This window comes from Clostridium aminobutyricum (assembly GCF_017255415.1).
Taxonomy (GTDB): Bacteria; Bacillota; Clostridia; order Peptostreptococcales; family Anaerovoracaceae; genus Aminipila; species Aminipila aminobutyrica.
The window spans coordinates 755,617-773,955 of the sequence record NZ_JAFJZZ010000001.1 but is presented as its reverse complement, the minus strand read 5'-3'; the positions used below and the strand labels follow the sequence as shown (position 1 = coordinate 773,955).

Here is an 18,339-nt window from a genome sequence, read left to right as displayed (position 1 = left end):
ATACGCATTAAGTGTAAGCGGAATGAATACGATAAGTAACGCCAAAGTGCCGTGCATTTTACCTTTTTACATGTGTACCCTTATACAAAACCGGTATTGCAGCTGCTATAAGAATCATACCCATAAAAGCAGGTGCGGCATGTCCAAGTGATACATAGATTTGACCTCCAATGATAGGCCCAATTATTCTTGCTAACGCCTGAATCGATTGGCTTCCTCCTTGAATCCTTCCTTGTTCACTCGAATCAACAGACTTGGAGACCATTCCATTGAATGAAGGCCCGAAGATCGAATCACCAAAACCAAATATAAACATTCCAACGATAAGAAGTGGATAGAATGAGAATAAAGCCGATGCTGCAATGAGACTATAGCCTATAATCTCGGAAACCATTCCAAGAATTGCTATCTGTGAATCCTTAAGTTTCAGCAAAAGCTTTGGCATGATGAAACCTTGTGAAATGATATCTTGGATGCCCATAATTGAAAACATAAGTCCGATTAGTACAGGCGCCCAATTGAAAGTATCTATTGTAAATTGTGAAAAAACTGCCTGTAACGATCCGTTGGGTATCCAAAGTAAGAACGCTGAGACGAGCATCCTGTTTAAGTTTTTCATGGAAAGGATGTTCACAAGCTGTGTAAATGGATTCAGTCTTATAAAGGTAATCTTTTGCAGCCTATTATTCTTGTCAAGGCTCTCAGGCATAAAAAAGAATCCAAAAATAACATTCAATAGCGTTATTCCGGCTCCAAAATACAGAGGTGCAGAATAACCAAAATTGGCAATCAGTCCACCCAGAGCTGGGCCAATGGCGGAGCCTACACCTGCAACCGCACTCACCCACCCAAAGTATTTGGTTCGCTGTTCTTTGGGAGTGATGTCTGCAAAATAGGCGAGGATAGTGCTTATGCTCCCGCCTGTTATACCTTCTATTATGCGCCCAGCGAATAGTACCCATAGAGCGCCTCCCATGCCAAAAATGAAGTACCCGATTGCAGAACCAAAAAGGCATATTAAAAGCAATGGACGACGGCCATATCTATCGCTCAGAGCACCAAGTCCGGGTGCCGCAAAAAACACGCAAACGGCATAGACAGAGGTCAGGAGTGTAACAACTATAGCTTGATCTCCCGGATTGCTTATGTAAGGCTGTACTAAGAATGGAACGACAGGTGTTATAATACTGAAGCCTATTCCGCAAAGAAACACAGACATAAGACCGAATAGTAAAGCCTTTTTATCTACGGTTTGTTCTGTGTTCTGTTCATTGTGTGATCTAAATTTGAACATTTGAATTTTCCTCTCGAAAGTTAGTATTTTGTTTCCCTAGAAACATATTTATCCTATCATCTTTTTGTTTCTTTGTCAACAAAACAATGGAGACGGAAAAATTTCTGTTAATCGGAGATTGTGAAATTTCCGTATAGCGCCTGCCGACGTTTGCTTCACAAACGGAGCTAGTTGCATAAATAAAAAAGCAGCCTGTTCTCAATAGAATTGGGCTGCCTGTGGTTTTATTGTCCTTATTCAAATTTATTCCGATTTATTAATGTCTATATCTACCTTCTTTATTTCTGCATCTAAATGCCTGCTATATTTTTCCACAAACCTAAGCATACTGTCAAATTGTTCTTCGGTTACCTGCTCAAATACGGCTTTGTCCCGATCTTGAAATTCTTTATGCAGTTCCTCATGGACTTTATAAATTTTTTGCCCTTGTTCAGTAAGCCGGAAATAGATTTCTTTCTTATTATCTGGCTTCTGATAGCTTTCAATGATACCTTTTTTTATGAGTTTCTTGGTCATTTTGCTTATGGCTCCCCTAGTCATATAAAAGGTCTCCGCAAGTTTTGTCACGTTGAGATCACCATTTCTTCCAATGTATTCGATATAATGTACTTCGGAAGACTTATAACCTTTCAGACTTTCTGCCATCTTTAACTTATTAAGCCAAGCCATCTTGTTATTTAAGTCCCTGAAATTCGTTATGACCTGTTCTTCTTTGTTCATGGCCTGTCCTCCCATCCGTTTGTGCAGTAACAATATTAGCTTAATTATATTAAATCTTTGTTTCTATTTCAACAATATTTCACTCAATTGAATTCACTAAAATATTTATTTACAATCTTTTCAGATGTACGTGTCGCTAGCGCCTGAGTGGTCAGTGTAGGATTCGGTCCGCCCAACCCATTATATAACACACTATTATCTGCAATATATAACCTTTTAACTTGATGTGCTTCACAATTAGTATCCGTTACATATCCCATACGCATCGTACTTTGAATATGAATTAAGACATCAGGGGGCCAATTCGAACGTATAATTGTTTTTGCACCGGCTTTTCTTAAAATATCCGAAGCAATAGTAGCTAGTGTATCCCTTTTCTCCTGATCTTTCTCAGTTGGTTGATAGGATATAACCGGTATAAACCCGTTCTCATCTTTACGCTCCGTGTCAAGTGTAATTCCATTTCGTTGATTTACCTCATCATCCGTAAATATTAAAACACTTAATGTTCTTGGATAATCTCTCATAAATTCTTTCAGTTGATCTCCAACTACTAGTCCTTCCACATCCCAAGTTACTTTTGTATTCGATTGATTCAAGAAGTCATACCCTTTATTGCTGGTGGCGTATATCATGGAGGCATATAAACCGGGACTCATTCCAAAAGTCTCAATCACGCCAAGTCCGGGGTAATCAAACCTTGCCGCCGCATTCTGACCGACAAATGGTTTCACATCTGAAACGCCCAGCACATTCATCAATTCTTGTTCATCAAAAATACCTGCAACACAATCAAACCAGTGATTGATTAGTCCTTTTCCAATCCATCCGTTATCCGGTAATTGTGAATTTAACCACAAACGGGGAGTCTCTATACCGCCTGCAGCCATCACGACAACTTGAGCTCGTAATTCTCCCGTTTCCCCTGTCCATGTGTCTCTATACAATACACCAACGGCATGTAATCCTTTCATGCTATTATCTTCCGTCAACACCTTTGTTACAAATGTATTTGGCCTAACCTCTACATTCCCTGTACGAAGCGCACGTGGTACATAACTCACAAAAGTAGATCTCTTGGCAATCCCTTCTATAATTGGCCCTATATGACACCCATTCACACAATGTCCTCTTAAAGTGCATCCAACGGCTCGATTGCTTTGCAAATCATAATTAGGATCACTCAAGTTTGGATTTGGGCGTAATATGGCATTTGGCTGCGGCCTGAATCCGGGACTAGTGACATTTGGTGTTTCTAAAAGTTGCCAGCCGGCTTTTCCCGCACCATAGTAAAATAAGTCCTCCTTTGCCGTGGAGGGCGCAGTCGTAACGGGCAGGGTCGTTTCTACTTTTTCATAGTAAGGAATAAGCTCTTCATAGGAGATAGGCCAAATATTATCTACTGCTTGAGGGAAAGCTCGAGGTGAATTTCCAAAATAATGAAGAGTACTCCCTCCCACACCCGCATTTTGCCATGCAAATCCTCCTTGAGTAATATCTCTAGGCCATGGGCTTTGTTCTCTGTTTGCTGGTCCCCACCGAAATTTACCGGACACAAAATCATTCATATCATCTTCTAAATCGGTAAAACTTTTTTTCAGTATATCGATATTCAAATCATCATAACTTGAACTGCTCACAGCACCTTGTTCGGTGTTTGGGTTTGGCCATTTACTATTCCCATACCAGGGTCCAGCTTCTATCAGCAGCACTTTAACACCTTTCTCCCCAAGTTCCTTTGCAACAACTGCACCGCCGCCACCTGCACCAATTACGATTACATCTGCATCATTACTCATACACATCTCTCCTTATGTAGTATTTTCTATCGCTATGGGTTTCGTAAAGAACGATAACCAAGTGAAGGCCCGGGATATCCGACCTGTTTCCAGCTTAATGGAAAAAACTCCAATTTACGCTGATCGGGTGCATTTAAACGGGTAGAGCCATAGCCGGACCATTCAGAATAATATCCCATCATAGTAAATCTATTTAAATTACTTATGACAGAAAATAAATAGGCCGGATAATATTGAGATGGTGTCAATAAATCGATAAAATAGTCTTTGTTTTGTTCCAGCAGCATTAATGCACGGAATCGGTCACTGGGGATAAGTGCTGCAAATGTGCCTCCTTCCGGATACATGGAACTATTTCTGTCTAAAATTACTAATTGTTCAGAAACTATATCTAACACTTCCGCCACGGGTTTAGCTAACGGTATATAATGACTATTAAGTGATAAAATCATATACTCATCTGTATGTAAATCCAATGCGCCAAAATACTGTATTTTACCATATTTTTCGGCTAGTTTAGGTGACCTTGGAATAATTGCATCAACAAAAGCTTTAAACGTTTCTTGTGTATGTTGCGAAAAATCACTAATTTGAAAGTTTATTATTTTAGGATTATAGAATATTCCATACATTTCCCCACCTACCTTTTTAAAAATAGTATGACAGCAAATGTTTTTTATTACAGATTCACTCTATTAAAAGAAACGAAGAGCCTGAAAGCTTCAATTATTTTATACTTTTAGGCAGTTGGTTTTCATCAAAATATTTCTTCTTTAATAATAATGAGATATTTACCAATCCTATCATAACCGGCACTTCAATTAATGGACCGATGACAGCTGCAAAGGCCTGATCTGAAGCTATTCCAAAAACAGCTACCGCTACCGCAATGGCAAGCTCAAAGTTATTGCTGGCCGCCGTAAACGCAAGCGTTACCGTTCGGTCATATTTAAATCCGCCTCTATAAGACATAATGAAACTTACAGAGAACATAATGGTGAAATAGATCAGCAACGGTATAGCAATTCTAATGACATTAGCAGGATGCTGAATAATTTGCTCACCTTTCGTGATGAACATAATTATTATTGTGTAAAGCAATGCAATCAATGCCAAAGGCGAAATTTTAGGAATAAATAGGTTATCATACCACTCCCTATCCTTTATTTTGATTAAGCAAGACCTTGTGAAGAATCCGGCAGCAAACGGGATCCCTAAATAGGTGAGTACACTTTTTGCCACTTGCCCCATGGATATGTGAACATCTTGACCTCCCCATGAGAATCCAAGCCAATCAGGCAATAAAGTAATGAAAAAATAAATGTAGGCAGTATAAAGTAAAATCTGAAAAATAGAATTAACAGCAACTAACGCTGCGCAGTATTCGTTATCTCCTTTTGCAAGCGTATTCCATACAATGACCATAGCAATGCATCGGGCTAAACCAATGATGATTAATCCCATTGCAAAGCCTGATAAATCGGGTAAAAATAGGATTGCCAAAACAAACATCAGCACAGGGCCAATGATCCAATTTTGAATGAATGAGAAATAAAATACTTTTTTATCCTTTACAACATTTCCGATTTCTTCATACTTTACTTTTGCGAGCGGTGGATACATCATAACGATCAATCCAATCGCAATCGGCCAGGAAATAGTTCCTGTACTCATTTCTTCAAAAGTCCCCCCCAATTGCGGAAAAAGATAACCAAACAGGATTCCTATCGCCATGGCCATAAATATCCAAAGGGTAAGATATCGATCTAAAAATGATAGTTTAGATTTTCGTTTTGAATTCATTTTGTCTCCTATCTATTGCTTCAACCGTGCGACCAAATCTGCTACTTTAGTCTCAATCAGTGAAATAGTATATAAAAATTCCTCATCACTTTTCCCTGTGGGATCATCCAGGCCCCAGTCATAACGTTCTTCACATGGAAGATACGGACAGCTGACATTACAACCCATTGTAATAACAATATCAACGGTTGGAATAGCTGAGATCAATTTGGAATATTGAGTTTTCTCCATATCAATGCCGTATTTCTCTTTCATCAACCGTACAGCATCTTGATTGATTTTATCCTTCACTTCTGTACCTGCTGAGTAACTTTCAAACACATCTTTTCCATAAAATTTACTAAGAGCTTCGGCAAGCTGACTTCTGCAAGAGTTATGTACGCAAATAAAAGCTACTTTCTTCATTTTATATCTCCTTTCTCTAAGCTAACAATATTACTTTACAGAATCAAACCGTTCGAAATCCATTCTTTTTTTCTTTTGATTATCTGCATACTTGACAAGCTCCACTTTGATTTTCGTCTATTACCTCATTGACAGCCGTGATCTTAATTAACCATTGTTCGGCCTTTTTGCTTCCTTCTTCTGAAATGGAATAATGAGTCCACTTCCCTTCCCTTCTCGCTTTCACCACACCGCTTTCCACCAGTATTTTCATATGGTGCGAAAGAGTAGATTGCGAAATTGCAAGCTCTTCAAGCAAGATACAGGCGCATTTCTCCCCGCTTTGCAGCATGTGTAAAATGGTGATTCTATTTTCATCACAGAAAGCTTTAAATACTTTTGCAATATCAGCATTTTTGTTTTCCATTCTAATCCCCTCTCAAATCTATATTTATCGATATGATAGATTATATTGTTCATATCGATGAATGTCAATATGTTCTGCTGATTTTATTTGAATCATCCCTGTAATGCTGCTTGTATGACATCTATTTTAGCCCTGTCGGGAATACGGAATAATGGACAATGCAACCACGGCGGGATCAATGTCTTCCCTGAATTCGGATGTTTCTATTCCCTTTTTTATAATGTTGGTTAAAAGACTGATCAAATAAAAAAAGTACTGAACCTGACTTCCTCTACAATTACTACATAGTAAGGAAGTTTTGGTTCAGTACTTAAAACGAACTCATATAAATTTTTCTAGTTCTTGTTTTTCAATCCAGTTCCCGGCACTAAAGCACCAAGGAACCCACACACGATGGCCGGCACGATCCAAGGAAAATTATATTGGGAAAATGGAAGCCATGCAATGGAGAAATTTATTTTTCCGGCACTTTCCAGTATCTCCATTATATTTACAATCATTGCGGCTAAAACTGCAAATCGGTACACGTAAATATTCCGTATATAGTTATGAAAAAATGCAAGTATAATCAACACAATCGCTGCCGGATATACAATATTTAAGATCGGTCCAGCAAAAGAAATGATAAAGTCCAATCCACTATTTGTGATAATAGCACTAAAAATACAAATGATTACGATTAAAGTTTTATATCCGACTTTACCTTTTGAAAGGCTGGAAAAATACTCTGCAGTTGTACTAGTTAATGCTGCTCCTGTCGTTAAACAAGCTAAAAATACGACTATTCCTAACAGTATATTGCCGCCATTTCCCATCAGGTTTTGAATAATATTCGTTAATAGTTCTGCCCTTCCGATTTCTATTCCATAGAGAGTTGATGTTGTTGCCCCTAAATAAGCTAGTCCAAAAAATATGATAAACATGCCCGCTGCCGCTACTAAACTCGCAGAAGCAACAATCTTTCGTTTTTCACTATCTTTATGATAACCTTTTTGAGCGACTGTCTTTATAATGATGATACCAAAAGCTAATGCCGCCAGTACGTCCATTGTTTGATATCCAGCTGAAATTCCTTCTTTAATGACATCATTAATAAGAGGCTCCTGTGCAATGGGGCCTATTGGTGTGATAATACCTTTGATAATAACAGCCATCAAACCGATAAACAAAATCGGCGTGAGATATTTACCTATTATATCTACTACTGCTGATTCATGCAGCGTCATTAATAAAATGATACCAAAATAAACGATAGAAGTAATAACCGAAAGCGTTGTACTATCTCCGAAAAGTACCTTTACACTCATCTCGTAAGTCGTTGCACCTGTACGTGGAATGGCAAGCAGCGGTCCGATACACAAAATAATAGTTGATGTTAATAAGATGCCTGGGATCTTCCCCATTTTGCCCGTAATAAGTTCCACGTCTCCACCTGTTTTGAGTATAGCAAATAGTGCCAGTACTGCAAATCCAAAATCGGCAATAAAGTAAGCACTAAAAGATGAGAGCCAACTACTACCTGAAATCAACCCTAAATATGGCGGGAAGATGATACTTCCTGCACCAAAGAACATTGAGAACAATGCAAGCCCTAAAATAAAGATATCCTTATATATTCTATTTTCTTTAATCATTACTTCCTCCTTATGACACAAGATATAATTATAATTGAAATTGTTCGAATTGTCCAGACTGTATGATTATTTTATTATATAGGCAATATTGTTTACGATATTGACGGAATATCAAAAAAGTCCACTGATGAAATGCGACCGAATGGGAGCTAAAGGCTCCTCGAAGAGGACTTTTTTATAAAATTTGCTATATTTCAATATCTGAATGTTTGCTCTGGTAAAATCAAAGGGAAGAATGAATGGCATTGTACTAAATCATTTTTAGGATTACAATTATGTTAAAAAGTATTAATCATCAAGGAGAGTATGGAAAATGGAAATCAAGAAGATCTGGGCAGTATATTTTAGTCCTGTCGGTAATACGAAAAAAATCATTACCGCTATGGCAGAAACCATTGGAAGAACTTTAGAGGTGTCAGTGGAAACACTGGATTATACATTACCTGCTGCACGAACAAAAGAACATGCATTTACGAATACAGATTTGGTACTATGGGGAACCCCTGTGTATGCCGGCAGAATGCCAAATAAACTGTTGTCTTATGGACAGGATTGTTTTAAAGGAAATGGCGCTTTAGCCGTTCCAGTTGCCGTATTTGGCAACCGAAATTTTGATGATGCGTTAATTGAATTGCGAAACATGCTGGAGAATAACGGTTTTCATACTATTGCAGGAGCTGGATTTATTGCTCAGCATGCATTTTCACAAACGTTAGCCGCAGGTCGGCCTGATCAGGGCGATATGGAGAAGCTAAAACAGTTTTCTAACCAAATAGCTGAAAAAGTAAAGGAGTTGAAAACATATACGCCACCCATTGAGGTAAGAGGCACCAATCCGCCGGAGATTTATTATACCCCAAAAGGGCTAGACGGAAAACCGACAGTTTTCTTAAAAGCAAAACCGAAGACAGATCTGGCAAAATGCAATCAATGTGGTATTTGTGTTCAAGCCTGTCCAATGGGCGCTATTGCAGCAGAAAATCCTTCCGAAATCATTGGAACCTGTATCAAATGTCATGCCTGTATTAAAAAGTGTGAGAAAAAAGCCAAATATTTTGACGATGAAGCATTTTTATCGCACCAATTGATGCTGGAACGTGATTTCACACAGAGAGCGGAACCGGAATTATTTATATAGCAATCTCTTATTTCAATGAAGATAATGCTTGTAAAATTTAATTTGTCTTGTTTTTTCTATAATTTAGAATAATTTCACTAAAATAGTACATACTGCTATTGAGGTGAGGTGATAATATGGAAAATAATATGAACAACACTTATAATTCAAATCATGAGGATCAGAATAACGCTCAGAGTGCTGCAAGCAATAAGCCTCGTAAGGCTAATTCAGATGAATCCGATCATGAAGATCAGAATACTGCTCAGAGTGCAAACACAAACAATAGACAGAGATAAGACTAAGACTCTCCTATTAATGAATTAAATGAAGCAGTGAAAATAAAAAAGCTAATGTATTTCAAAACATTAGCTTTTTTATTTTTTGATATATGTCCTCTAATTTTGCTTAATTATTGCAATCTGATAAGAAATTAGATATATTATAATAGGATATGTAATATACATAATTTGTATATTATTTAATAATATGGTTCCTGATAAAAGTTGTAGTGTGTATTTAGATTTAGGAGGAAAAGATGAAAAAAATATTCTCGATTTTACTTGTTATGGTATTATGTATAGCGGCTGTAGGGTGTAAAAGTACCCCGTCTCCCACAGAAGTAGCGAATTCATATTTTAAAGCGCTTAAAGCGGATGACATCGAAACGATGTCAGGGCTATATGCCGGAACAACTGATATTGCAAGCCTTGGTATGAATACTGTAGAAACTGATGTTTTAAGTGATGATTTTTTAAATCTTATAAAGAGTAAGTTTTTAGAATTTGAATATACTGTTTCAAATGAAAAAATTGATGGAGATACTGCAACAGTGGATGTTACCATTAAAACTTATGATTTTCATACGGCTTTCAAAGATGCTATTGCCGACTATTTTACTCAAGCTTTTAGTATGATATTTTCTGATGTTTCGGAAGAAGAAATGAATTCTATGATGGAAGAAACGATGACCGAAAAGCTCAATGCAGCTACTTTTGATTATGAAAGTACGGCAACAATTAGTTTATCCCAAACGAAAGACGGATGGATCATGGACGATTATGAGGATAATGAAGAATTTATGAATGCGATATCCGGCGGTATGGTGGATTTTGCTAATGATATGGCAGATATAGGAGAGTCTTTTGATTCTATTGAGGCTGAATAAAAATATAGAGCTTACATTTATAACCAAAGCACATAAAAATACCATGGTGAGATGCCATGGTATTTTATTAATTTATTATGAAATTCTGGACAGCATTTTAAATAATTAACATTTGACTAAGTTACTGCCCAATTTTGCTTTTGCTCTTCTCTTCAGTTCTGCTGCAATTTCAGCCAGTTGAATATGATTATAGTAGATTCCTGGTTGATGGTTAACCAGTGCTAAACTTATCGTCATAATCGGATATTCTGTTCGCTTTCCTAAGGGATTTACTGTAATAATATATCCGGTTTCCAAATCCTCTTTGTTGTATAGTTCCGTAATCCTTTTGTCAAATTGAAAAATGACCTTCTTACATATGGATTCTGCTATATGAGGGCTTGTAATGAAAATAAAATCATCTCCTCCGATATGGCCGATAAAATCATCTTTATTTTCATGGGCTTGAATTCCATCCATTATGATATCCGCGGTTAATTTTATAGCCATATCCCCTTTTGCAAAACCATACGCATCGTTATATGCCTTAAAATTATCTAAATCCGCATAGACAGTTGCAAACGGAGTTTCTTTTTCAATCCTCGCGTTGATTTCTGCTTGGATTTCTAAATTTCCGGGCAACCCTGTTAAGGGGTTTGCTCCTCTGTTACGTTCAATTCGTTTCAGTGTATTTTTGACCCGGATGAGCAGTTCCCTATCGTTTAAAGGTTTTGTGATATAATCATCCGCACCCAATTCTAAACCAATCAATTTATCATCTTGATTGTCTTGAGAAGTCAATATAATAATAGGCATTAAATTATTACTTTCAGATTCCCTTAAAATACGGCATACTTCGAATCCATTCATATCCGGCATGACCAAGTCAAGCAGCACTAAGTCTGGCTTTTCGGTTCTGACCATCCTTAATCCTTCTTTTCCCATTTTGGCATGCATGACAGCATATCCTTCCGGAATGAGAATATCCATTATATATTTAGCAAAGAAATCGCTATCGTCTATGATTAGGATTTTTTTCTGAAACACGTTAGACACCCTTCCAATATTGAATTACTTAATTCTTTTGTATTTTGAGAAAAATTCTGAAATAGGTTATTGTCAGTTCTATTGTACTCTATATTTTTTTATCATTCAACTTTTTTACCGTTACAAGCGGTGATTTCTTTGCAAATTTCTGTATCAACTCATAACAAAACTCCTTCATGCATATCCTTTTATGATAATGATTAAAATGAGGAGCATATATTTTGAAAAAGAGAAAAAAGAGAAATAAGAAATGGCATAAATTTAAATGGATGTTTATTTACATAAGAAATGTTCGACTTGCTGTTTTGGGAGTACTTATTTTATTGATCACTTTTTCCTTTTTAATCTTCGATATATTACCCCCAAACCTCCCTACTCTTCAATCCAAAAATGAGGAAACTATTAAATGGGTCGATTTTGATGTACCTTACAGCGCGTTAGAAAAAGCGATGAATATGGATATGGATACCTATGGTAGTGAAAATCATCTGATTTGGACGGAACTTCTGGCTTATTTAGGAGCTAAATACGGCGGAGAGTTTGATCGTTATAAAGCAAAAGATTTAGATAACTTAGCGGAGAAATTAAATGACGGAGAAACAATAGAGCATGTAACAAAAGATATGAAATACTACAACTATTATAAAAAAGCCTATACCGCTGTTTTAGGCGGATTTTTAGGAGAATATAAAATACAGGTTCCTGTTTCTGAAAATACGGCTTCAGCGAATGAAGAAAATACGGAAAGTTCAATGAATCCCAAACTGGAATGGCAGACTAAATATGGACTGAAAGCCTTTTCCCCTGTTGCACAAGGATATTGGTATACGGATTATGATGATTTCGGAGCAGGCAGAACCTATGGCTATAATAGAAAGCATTTTGGGCATGATTTGATGATATCCACCGGTACACCTATCATTGCTATTGAAAGCGGCATCGTAGAAGCAATGGGATGGAATCAATATGGCGGCTGGCGTATTGGAATCAGAAGCTACGATAAGCAACGGTATTATTACTATGCGCATCTCAGAAAAGATCGCCCGTACAGTGCAACCTTAGCTGTTGGAAAAGAAGTAAAGGCGGGAGAGGTTATCGGGTATTCCGGCAGAACCGGATACAGTGTTAAAGAAAATGTCAATAATATTGATACACCGCATTTGCATGTTGGATTGCAGCTCATTTTTGATGAAAGCCTAAAAGACAGCCCAAACCAAATCTGGGTTGATATGTACAGCATTACCAGGCTGCTCTCAAAAAATAAAAGTCCTGTTTATAAAGAGGAGGATACAAAGGAATATTACAGAAAATATGATTTTATGGAAATCAATACGGCTAAGAAATAAATATTTCTATTGAGAGGATACCATGATAAAATATTCTTAAGCATCTCTAATTGCAAAAATTGTATTTAGATGAATCAATATAGGAGGTCTTATGCTTAAAGAATTTAAAGAATTTGCTGTTAAAGGCAATGTGATGGATCTGGCAGTAGCTGTTATTATAGGCGGTGCTTTTGGAAAAATTGTGACTTCACTGGTCAACGATGTCGTTATGCCGATATTGAGCATTCTCATCGGAGGAATCAATTTTGGAGAGTTAAAATGGGTTATCACACCTGCCAACGGCGATGTGGCAGAAGTAGCCATTCGATATGGCTCATTTATCCAATCAACAATTGACTTTTTTATTATTTCTTTTTCTATTTTTATTTTCATTAAATTAATCACTTCTTTCAAAAAAAAGGAACCAGCACCGGAGCCCTCCCCTTCTGCTCCGACAAAAGAAGTGCTGCTGCTGGAAGAAATACGTGACCTATTGAAAGAAAAACAACTATAAATAGTAGAATTCAAATGCGAAATGGTTCCAATGGGAGCCATTTTTTTATCTTTCTCCATATAAATAAAAAAATAACGGTTTTTTAGTATGACAAAATAATATTAACAAATAATAACTATAAATAAATTGAATGCTTGTAAAGTTTATGAGAAAGGAAAATTATTGTCATGACAATGAAAACCGGAAAAGAATATATTGATAGTTTGCGGAAATTAGATTTAAATGTTTACATGTTCGGAGAAAAGGTGAAGAATCCCGTAGATCACCCTATTATCAAACCTTCATTAAATGCAGTTGCTTTAACATATGATTTAGCTTTAGACCCTCTTTATGAGGATTTAATGACCACAAAATCACACCTTACAGGGGATAAGATTAACCGATTTAATCATATATTTCAAAGCAAAGAGGATCTAGTTACAAAAGTTAAAAGACAAAGAATGTTAGGACAGAAAACAGGCTCTTGCTTTCAGCGTTGTGTAGGACAAGACGCCTTTAATGCCGTTTATAGCACGGCTTATGAAGTTGACAAGAAACATGGTACTAATTACTTGGATAACTTCGTCAAATTCTTAGATTATGTTCAGGAGGAAGATTTAATTGTAGATGGAGCGATGACAGATACAAAGGGAGATCGTAGTTTATCACCAAGCCAGCAGATTGATCCGGATCTTTATATGCATGTCGTTGAACAAACAAAAGACGGCGTGTATGTTACTGGTTGTAAAGCACATCAAACAGGCGTAGTAAATTCCCATGAAATACTTTGTATGCCTACCATGGCCATGAAGCCGGAAGATAAAGACTATGCGATTTGTTTTTCAGTTCCAACAGACACAAAAGGCATAACCATTATCTATGGTCGTCAATCCTCTGACACGAGAAAGATGGAAGAAAATGATATTGATGTAGGGAACAGTCAATTTGGTGGCCATGAGGCCATTGTTGTTTTTGATCGCGTATTTGTTCCAAATGATCGTATATTCTTAAACGGTGAAACAGAATTCAGCGGCATGCTGGTAGAACGTTTTGGGGGGCATCATAGAGCAAGCTATGCTTGTAAAGTTGGCGTAGGTGATGTGCTAATCGGTGCCAGTGCATTGTCTGCTGATTATACTGGTACAGCAAAAGCTTCTCATATTAAAGATAAGCTGATTGAAATGACTCAATTAAATGAAACGATCTACTCCTCTGCGTTAGCTTGCGCCTATGAAGGTTCCCCTACACCTTCGGGTGCTTATTTGATCGATTTAATGCTGGCAAATGTATGCAAACAAAATGTAACGAGATTCCCTTATGAGATGGGGCGCCTTGCTCAAGATATTGCAGGAGGTATCATGGTATCTCAACCTTCAGCAAAGGATTTAAACAGTAAAGAGATTGGACATTATGTGGATAAATACTTGCGTGGAGTAAACTCGGTATGTACCGAAAATCGTATGCGAATTTTGCGTTTGATTGAAAACCTGACGCTGGGAACAGGTGCGGTTGGTTACTTGACCGAATCCATGCATGGTGCAGGTTCTCCTCAGGCCCAACGAATCATGATTTCTAGATTAGGAAATTTTGATCATAAAAAACAGTTAGCGAAGAATATTGCAAAGATAGATGATGAGAAAAATGAACAATGCACTGCAGAAAGTACAGAATCTAAAGATAAGAAGAAAGAAAAAAATAAGACAGCAGATGATAAAAAGAAAAAAATGAATTAAGAACGTTAAAATAAAAAGAGTGATTAGACAAAGATCTAAACACTCTTTTTTTATGTCTTTCCATTTATGAATCAGCTTTAAACTAAAAAAACGATGTACCGCGTCGTACCAATTCATTAAGTAATAATAAATCGACAAAATCTTGAAATAATCCTCGGCGTCTAAAAAGTCCCCCGTTCGATTGTATCTCTACATCATGTTCCAATGCCCGTATGGAATACTTTTGAGGTTGACAGCTATTCGCATATTCTTCTATATCGGGATGCATCACACATACATTTGTATAGATGTTTTCACCCACCTGATCCAATATTTTTTGATTGATACCATTTCCGCAATTCTGCATTTGATCACAAGCGAACATGACAAAAGGCTGAACTTTATAGTAAACCTCCGGGTAAACAAGATTACAAGTCATTGTGGATGGATTTGCTGTGGATTGGCTGTAGAAATACGGATCCATTTTCTGTATACTATAATTTGGCATAATTTCCTCCATTCTTAAGTTTTAATTTGATACTCCATTGTATGAAGTGTTAAATTAAAACGTGAAATGGAAGATTTATAAAAGGGAAAATATCAATTTTCTTTAAGGTTTTCTGTGTTTTCATCAGAAACCTCTTTTTGAGTCGGAATAATATATATTTTAACCTTTTCGATTCGCCGCTCTTTTACGGATTCAATTTTAAATATACAGTTTTCATATTCTATGATACGTTCCTCAGGCTCGTCTTCATCTGGGATTTCTCCGAGAATATCAATGATTAATCCACCTAATGTCTCACTGTTTTCTGACTGAAGATTTAAGTTTAATTCTTCGTCTAAGTCATCTAAATTAATCAAACCATCAACTATAAAAGTATTATCGTCTATCTTTTCAATCGGTAATTCTTCTTCGTCATATTCGTCATCAATGTCCCCCATTACTTCCTCGATGATATCTTCCATCGTAACAATACCTGAGAAACCACCGTATTCATCAATGAGAATAGCGATATGCTGTTTCGAACTTTGTAGATCAAAAAAGAGTGAATCAATATTTTTCGTTTCAGGAACAAAATATGGTTTTCTCAATATCGAACGTAAATCGACGTCCTCAAAACCATTTTCTCTTGCTTTTATTAAAAAATCCTTTATGTGTACAATGCCGATGATATTATCACGATCATCTTCACAAACAGGGATTCTGGAATATCTCATTTCCATCAGGTCATCCATATAATCTTCTGCGGAGCTGTTGATATCAATGTAGAATACATCTGTCCGCGGTGTCATAACTTCATAAGCAAGCTTATCGTCGAAGGCAAAAATACTATTGATCATCTTCTTGCCTTCTTCTTTTAGTACACCCGTTTCCTGACCTACCTCCAACATAGACATCACTTCGTCTTCGGAAAATTCTTCATCTTCAATAGCAGTCTTTTGTCGAGTTATGATAAGAGCTAAATGAACCATTTTAGATAAGATAAGCACAATTGGAGAAGCCGCAATCGTTATAAAAGTAATCGGCTTAGCCAAAGTCAGTGCCATTCCTTCTGAATGCTGCAGCGCAATTCTTTTTGGATAAAGAATGCCGAAAAGAAGATTGATCACCACTAAAAGAACGACAAAAACAGCAATAGACAGATAGTGTGCTTGAAAGGCTGATAAGCCAAGTGCAATAAATCGGTTATTTAACGTTCCGGAAAGCTCTGCAGCCCCTATTGCACCGACAATAAACGTAGAAGAAGTCACAAAAACCTCCGTAGTGGATAAGAATCGATGAGGCTCTTCCAATAAGCGGAGCAATAGTTTAGCTTTTTCATTTCCGTCAATAGCAAGCTGCTTGATTTTATTTTTATTGACGGAGACAATAGCAGTTTCTGCTGCCGTAAAAAAAGCATTGATTAGAATTAAAATGATTAAAAAAATGATTTGTGCCGCTAGCGGCAAACTGGGATCAGGGCCTGAAGCCATTTTCATTATCTCCTTTGTATTATTTTTATAGTAGATTATACCCTCTTCTTTATGTGGTATAATCCACTATTTTTATTATGTAGGAAATATCGCAAGCGATATTTCCGGAATATCAAAAAATTCTACTGATAAAATGCGAGCTCCTCAAAGAGGACTTTTTTATGTTATATGCTATGTGTTACCATAAAACTTTGTTAAAATAATATTATTTTTTGTATTTACGAATCATAAAACCTGCTTTTACGGGGTTTGACATCTTTATTTGCACGATTTGCTGTGGATGAGGAGCTGATTCGATGGCTTCCCCTTCTTCATTGAGCATCTCATCAATTTTCTGTGAGAAATAATCGGTATAAGGTCCAAACACTTCTATTTCTTCCCCTACACTCATTTTATTCCGCTGCTCTACGACAGCCAATCCTGTTTCCGAATCATACGCTTTTACCAGCCCCACAAACGAGTAATCTCTGGTATAGGCACTCGTTTGATAGTTCTGATCTTTATTCGTAGGCTTATCAAAATAAAAACCGGTTGTAAATTCTCGATGGCTTACTTTTTTTAATTCATTGAGCCATTCTTCATTAAAGTTATAATGCTGTGGGTCTTCATAGTATGCATCAATTGCCTTGCGATATGCACTGACGATCGTCGCCACATAGAAAATACTTTTCATTCGCCCTTCTATTTTAGCGGACAGGATACCGGATTCGATCAATTCGGGTATATGCTCAATCATGCATAAATCTCTTGAATTTAAAATATAGGTTCCTCTGTCATCTTCTTCAATGGGGAAATATTCCCCCGGACGCTGTTCCTCCACTAAATGGTATTTCCATCTGCAAGGATGGGCACACTGGCCCCTGTTGGCATCCCGTTCAATCATGAAATTGCTCAATAAACATCTTCCGGAATAGGAAATACACATGGCGCCTTGAACAAAAGCCTCCAACTCCATATCGTCCGGCATCACTTCATGCAGCTGCTTGATTTCCGAAAAAGTCATTTCTCTTGCCAATACGATACGCTTGATGCCCATTTTGTACCAGAACTCAGCTGTTTTATAGTTCGTCATGTTTGCCTGTGTACTTAAATGCAATTCCGCATTTGGTATGGCTTCTTTCAATAATAAAATGATTCCCGGATCAGAAACGATAAAAGCATCAATAGGAAGGTCCTTCATTTTATTTAAATATTCCTCAAACGGTTTGATATCTTCATTATGTGCAAAAATATTAACAGTTAAGTACGCTTTTTTGCCTTTGGAATGTGCATATTCAATTCCTTCACGAATTTCATCTACCGTTAAGTTTCCTGCACCTGCCCGAAGGCTGAACATTTCTCCGCCGAAATAAACGGCATCTGCACCGTAGTCGATCGCAATTTTTAATTTTTCTAAATCACCCGCAGGTGCTAGTAATTCAATTTTTTTCATTATAATCCTCAATTGTATTTTTTGCTAA

18 protein-coding genes are annotated in these 18,339 nt (G+C 37.0%); 6 read left to right on the top strand and 12 right to left on the bottom strand.

Annotation, left to right across the window (positions count from 1 at the left end; translation table 11 throughout):
* Nucleotides 1-58: 58 nt before the first annotated feature.
* The 8 genes from JYB65_RS03770 to brnQ form a co-directional block, all read right to left on the bottom strand.
* Nucleotides 59-1,294 carry an MFS transporter gene (locus tag JYB65_RS03770; RefSeq protein WP_206581273.1) on the bottom strand — a complete coding sequence of 412 codons (1,236 nt, stop codon included), beginning with the start codon at nt 1,292-1,294 and terminating at the stop codon, nt 59-61.
* A 243-nt stretch (nt 1,295-1,537) separates the two neighbouring features.
* The gene (locus tag JYB65_RS03765) at nt 1,538-2,014 is read right to left on the bottom strand and encodes a MarR family transcriptional regulator (protein WP_206581272.1); all 477 of its coding nucleotides are present in this window, start codon (nt 2,012-2,014) and stop codon (nt 1,538-1,540) included.
* Nucleotides 2,015-2,097: 83 nt separating this feature from the next.
* Nucleotides 2,098-3,813 carry a GMC family oxidoreductase N-terminal domain-containing protein gene (locus JYB65_RS03760; RefSeq protein ID WP_206581271.1) on the bottom strand — a complete coding sequence of 572 codons (1,716 nt, stop codon included), beginning with the start codon at nt 3,811-3,813 and terminating at the stop codon, nt 2,098-2,100.
* A 32-nt stretch (nt 3,814-3,845) separates the two neighbouring features.
* On the bottom strand, nt 3,846-4,445 hold the full coding sequence (locus JYB65_RS03755) for a gluconate 2-dehydrogenase subunit 3 family protein (protein WP_206581270.1): 600 nt from the start codon (nt 4,443-4,445) through the stop codon (nt 3,846-3,848).
* A 94-nt stretch (nt 4,446-4,539) separates the two neighbouring features.
* On the bottom strand, nt 4,540-5,616 hold the full coding sequence (gene arsB / locus JYB65_RS03750) for an ACR3 family arsenite efflux transporter (RefSeq protein ID WP_206581269.1): 1,077 nt from the start codon (nt 5,614-5,616) through the stop codon (nt 4,540-4,542).
* A gap of 12 nt (nt 5,617-5,628) precedes the next feature.
* Entirely contained in the window at nt 5,629-6,021 is a 393-nt protein-coding gene (locus JYB65_RS03745; protein WP_206581268.1) for an arsenate reductase ArsC, read from the bottom strand.
* A 79-nt stretch (nt 6,022-6,100) separates the two neighbouring features.
* Nucleotides 6,101-6,427 (bottom strand): ArsR/SmtB family transcription factor, encoded by a 327-nt coding sequence (locus JYB65_RS03740; RefSeq protein WP_206581267.1) that lies wholly within the window; start codon nt 6,425-6,427, stop codon nt 6,101-6,103.
* A gap of 335 nt (nt 6,428-6,762) precedes the next feature.
* Nucleotides 6,763-8,061 (bottom strand): branched-chain amino acid transport system II carrier protein, encoded by a 1,299-nt coding sequence (brnQ, locus tag JYB65_RS03735; protein WP_206581266.1) that lies wholly within the window; start codon nt 8,059-8,061, stop codon nt 6,763-6,765.
* 313 nt (nt 8,062-8,374) lie between these two features.
* On the opposite strand from brnQ, the gene JYB65_RS03730 reads away from it, so the two are divergent.
* From JYB65_RS03730 to JYB65_RS03720, 3 genes are all read left to right on the top strand, one after another.
* Nucleotides 8,375-9,199, top strand: coding sequence for an EFR1 family ferrodoxin (locus JYB65_RS03730; RefSeq protein ID WP_206581265.1), 825 nt, complete (start codon nt 8,375-8,377; stop codon nt 9,197-9,199).
* A 116-nt stretch (nt 9,200-9,315) separates the two neighbouring features.
* Nucleotides 9,316-9,477, top strand: a complete 162-nt coding sequence (locus JYB65_RS03725; protein WP_206581264.1) for a hypothetical protein — start codon at nt 9,316-9,318, stop codon at nt 9,475-9,477.
* 239 nt (nt 9,478-9,716) lie between these two features.
* The gene (locus tag JYB65_RS03720) at nt 9,717-10,346 is read left to right on the top strand and encodes a hypothetical protein (RefSeq protein ID WP_206581263.1); all 630 of its coding nucleotides are present in this window, start codon (nt 9,717-9,719) and stop codon (nt 10,344-10,346) included.
* A gap of 105 nt (nt 10,347-10,451) precedes the next feature.
* On the opposite strand, the gene JYB65_RS15190 is transcribed toward JYB65_RS03720, so the two are convergent.
* Nucleotides 10,452-11,372 (bottom strand): response regulator, encoded by a 921-nt coding sequence (locus tag JYB65_RS15190; protein WP_206581262.1) that lies wholly within the window; start codon nt 11,370-11,372, stop codon nt 10,452-10,454.
* Nucleotides 11,373-11,593: 221 nt separating this feature from the next.
* Here JYB65_RS15190 and JYB65_RS03710 point away from each other — a divergent pair, with 221 nt between their 5' ends.
* From JYB65_RS03710 to JYB65_RS03700, 3 genes are all read left to right on the top strand, one after another.
* Nucleotides 11,594-12,718 carry a M23 family metallopeptidase gene (locus JYB65_RS03710; RefSeq protein ID WP_245156564.1) on the top strand — a complete coding sequence of 375 codons (1,125 nt, stop codon included), beginning with the start codon at nt 11,594-11,596 and terminating at the stop codon, nt 12,716-12,718.
* Between the two features lie 91 nt (nt 12,719-12,809).
* The gene (gene mscL, locus JYB65_RS03705) at nt 12,810-13,211 is read left to right on the top strand and encodes a large-conductance mechanosensitive channel protein MscL (protein ID WP_206581261.1); all 402 of its coding nucleotides are present in this window, start codon (nt 12,810-12,812) and stop codon (nt 13,209-13,211) included.
* Nucleotides 13,212-13,378: 167 nt separating this feature from the next.
* Nucleotides 13,379-14,923 carry a 4-hydroxyphenylacetate 3-hydroxylase family protein gene (locus JYB65_RS03700; RefSeq protein WP_206581260.1) on the top strand — a complete coding sequence of 515 codons (1,545 nt, stop codon included), beginning with the start codon at nt 13,379-13,381 and terminating at the stop codon, nt 14,921-14,923.
* An 82-nt stretch (nt 14,924-15,005) separates the two neighbouring features.
* On the opposite strand, the gene JYB65_RS03695 is transcribed toward JYB65_RS03700, so the two are convergent.
* The 3 genes from JYB65_RS03695 to JYB65_RS03685 form a co-directional block, all read right to left on the bottom strand.
* On the bottom strand, nt 15,006-15,410 hold the full coding sequence (locus JYB65_RS03695) for a hypothetical protein (RefSeq protein ID WP_206581259.1): 405 nt from the start codon (nt 15,408-15,410) through the stop codon (nt 15,006-15,008).
* A 92-nt stretch (nt 15,411-15,502) separates the two neighbouring features.
* Nucleotides 15,503-16,879: a hemolysin family protein gene (locus tag JYB65_RS03690; protein WP_206581258.1), complete on the bottom strand. Its 1,377-nt coding sequence runs from the start codon at nt 16,877-16,879 to the stop codon at nt 15,503-15,505.
* 205 nt (nt 16,880-17,084) lie between these two features.
* Nucleotides 17,085-18,311, bottom strand: coding sequence for a peptidase U32 family protein (locus JYB65_RS03685; RefSeq protein WP_206581257.1), 1,227 nt, complete (start codon nt 18,309-18,311; stop codon nt 17,085-17,087).
* Nucleotides 18,312-18,339 lie beyond the last annotated feature (28 nt).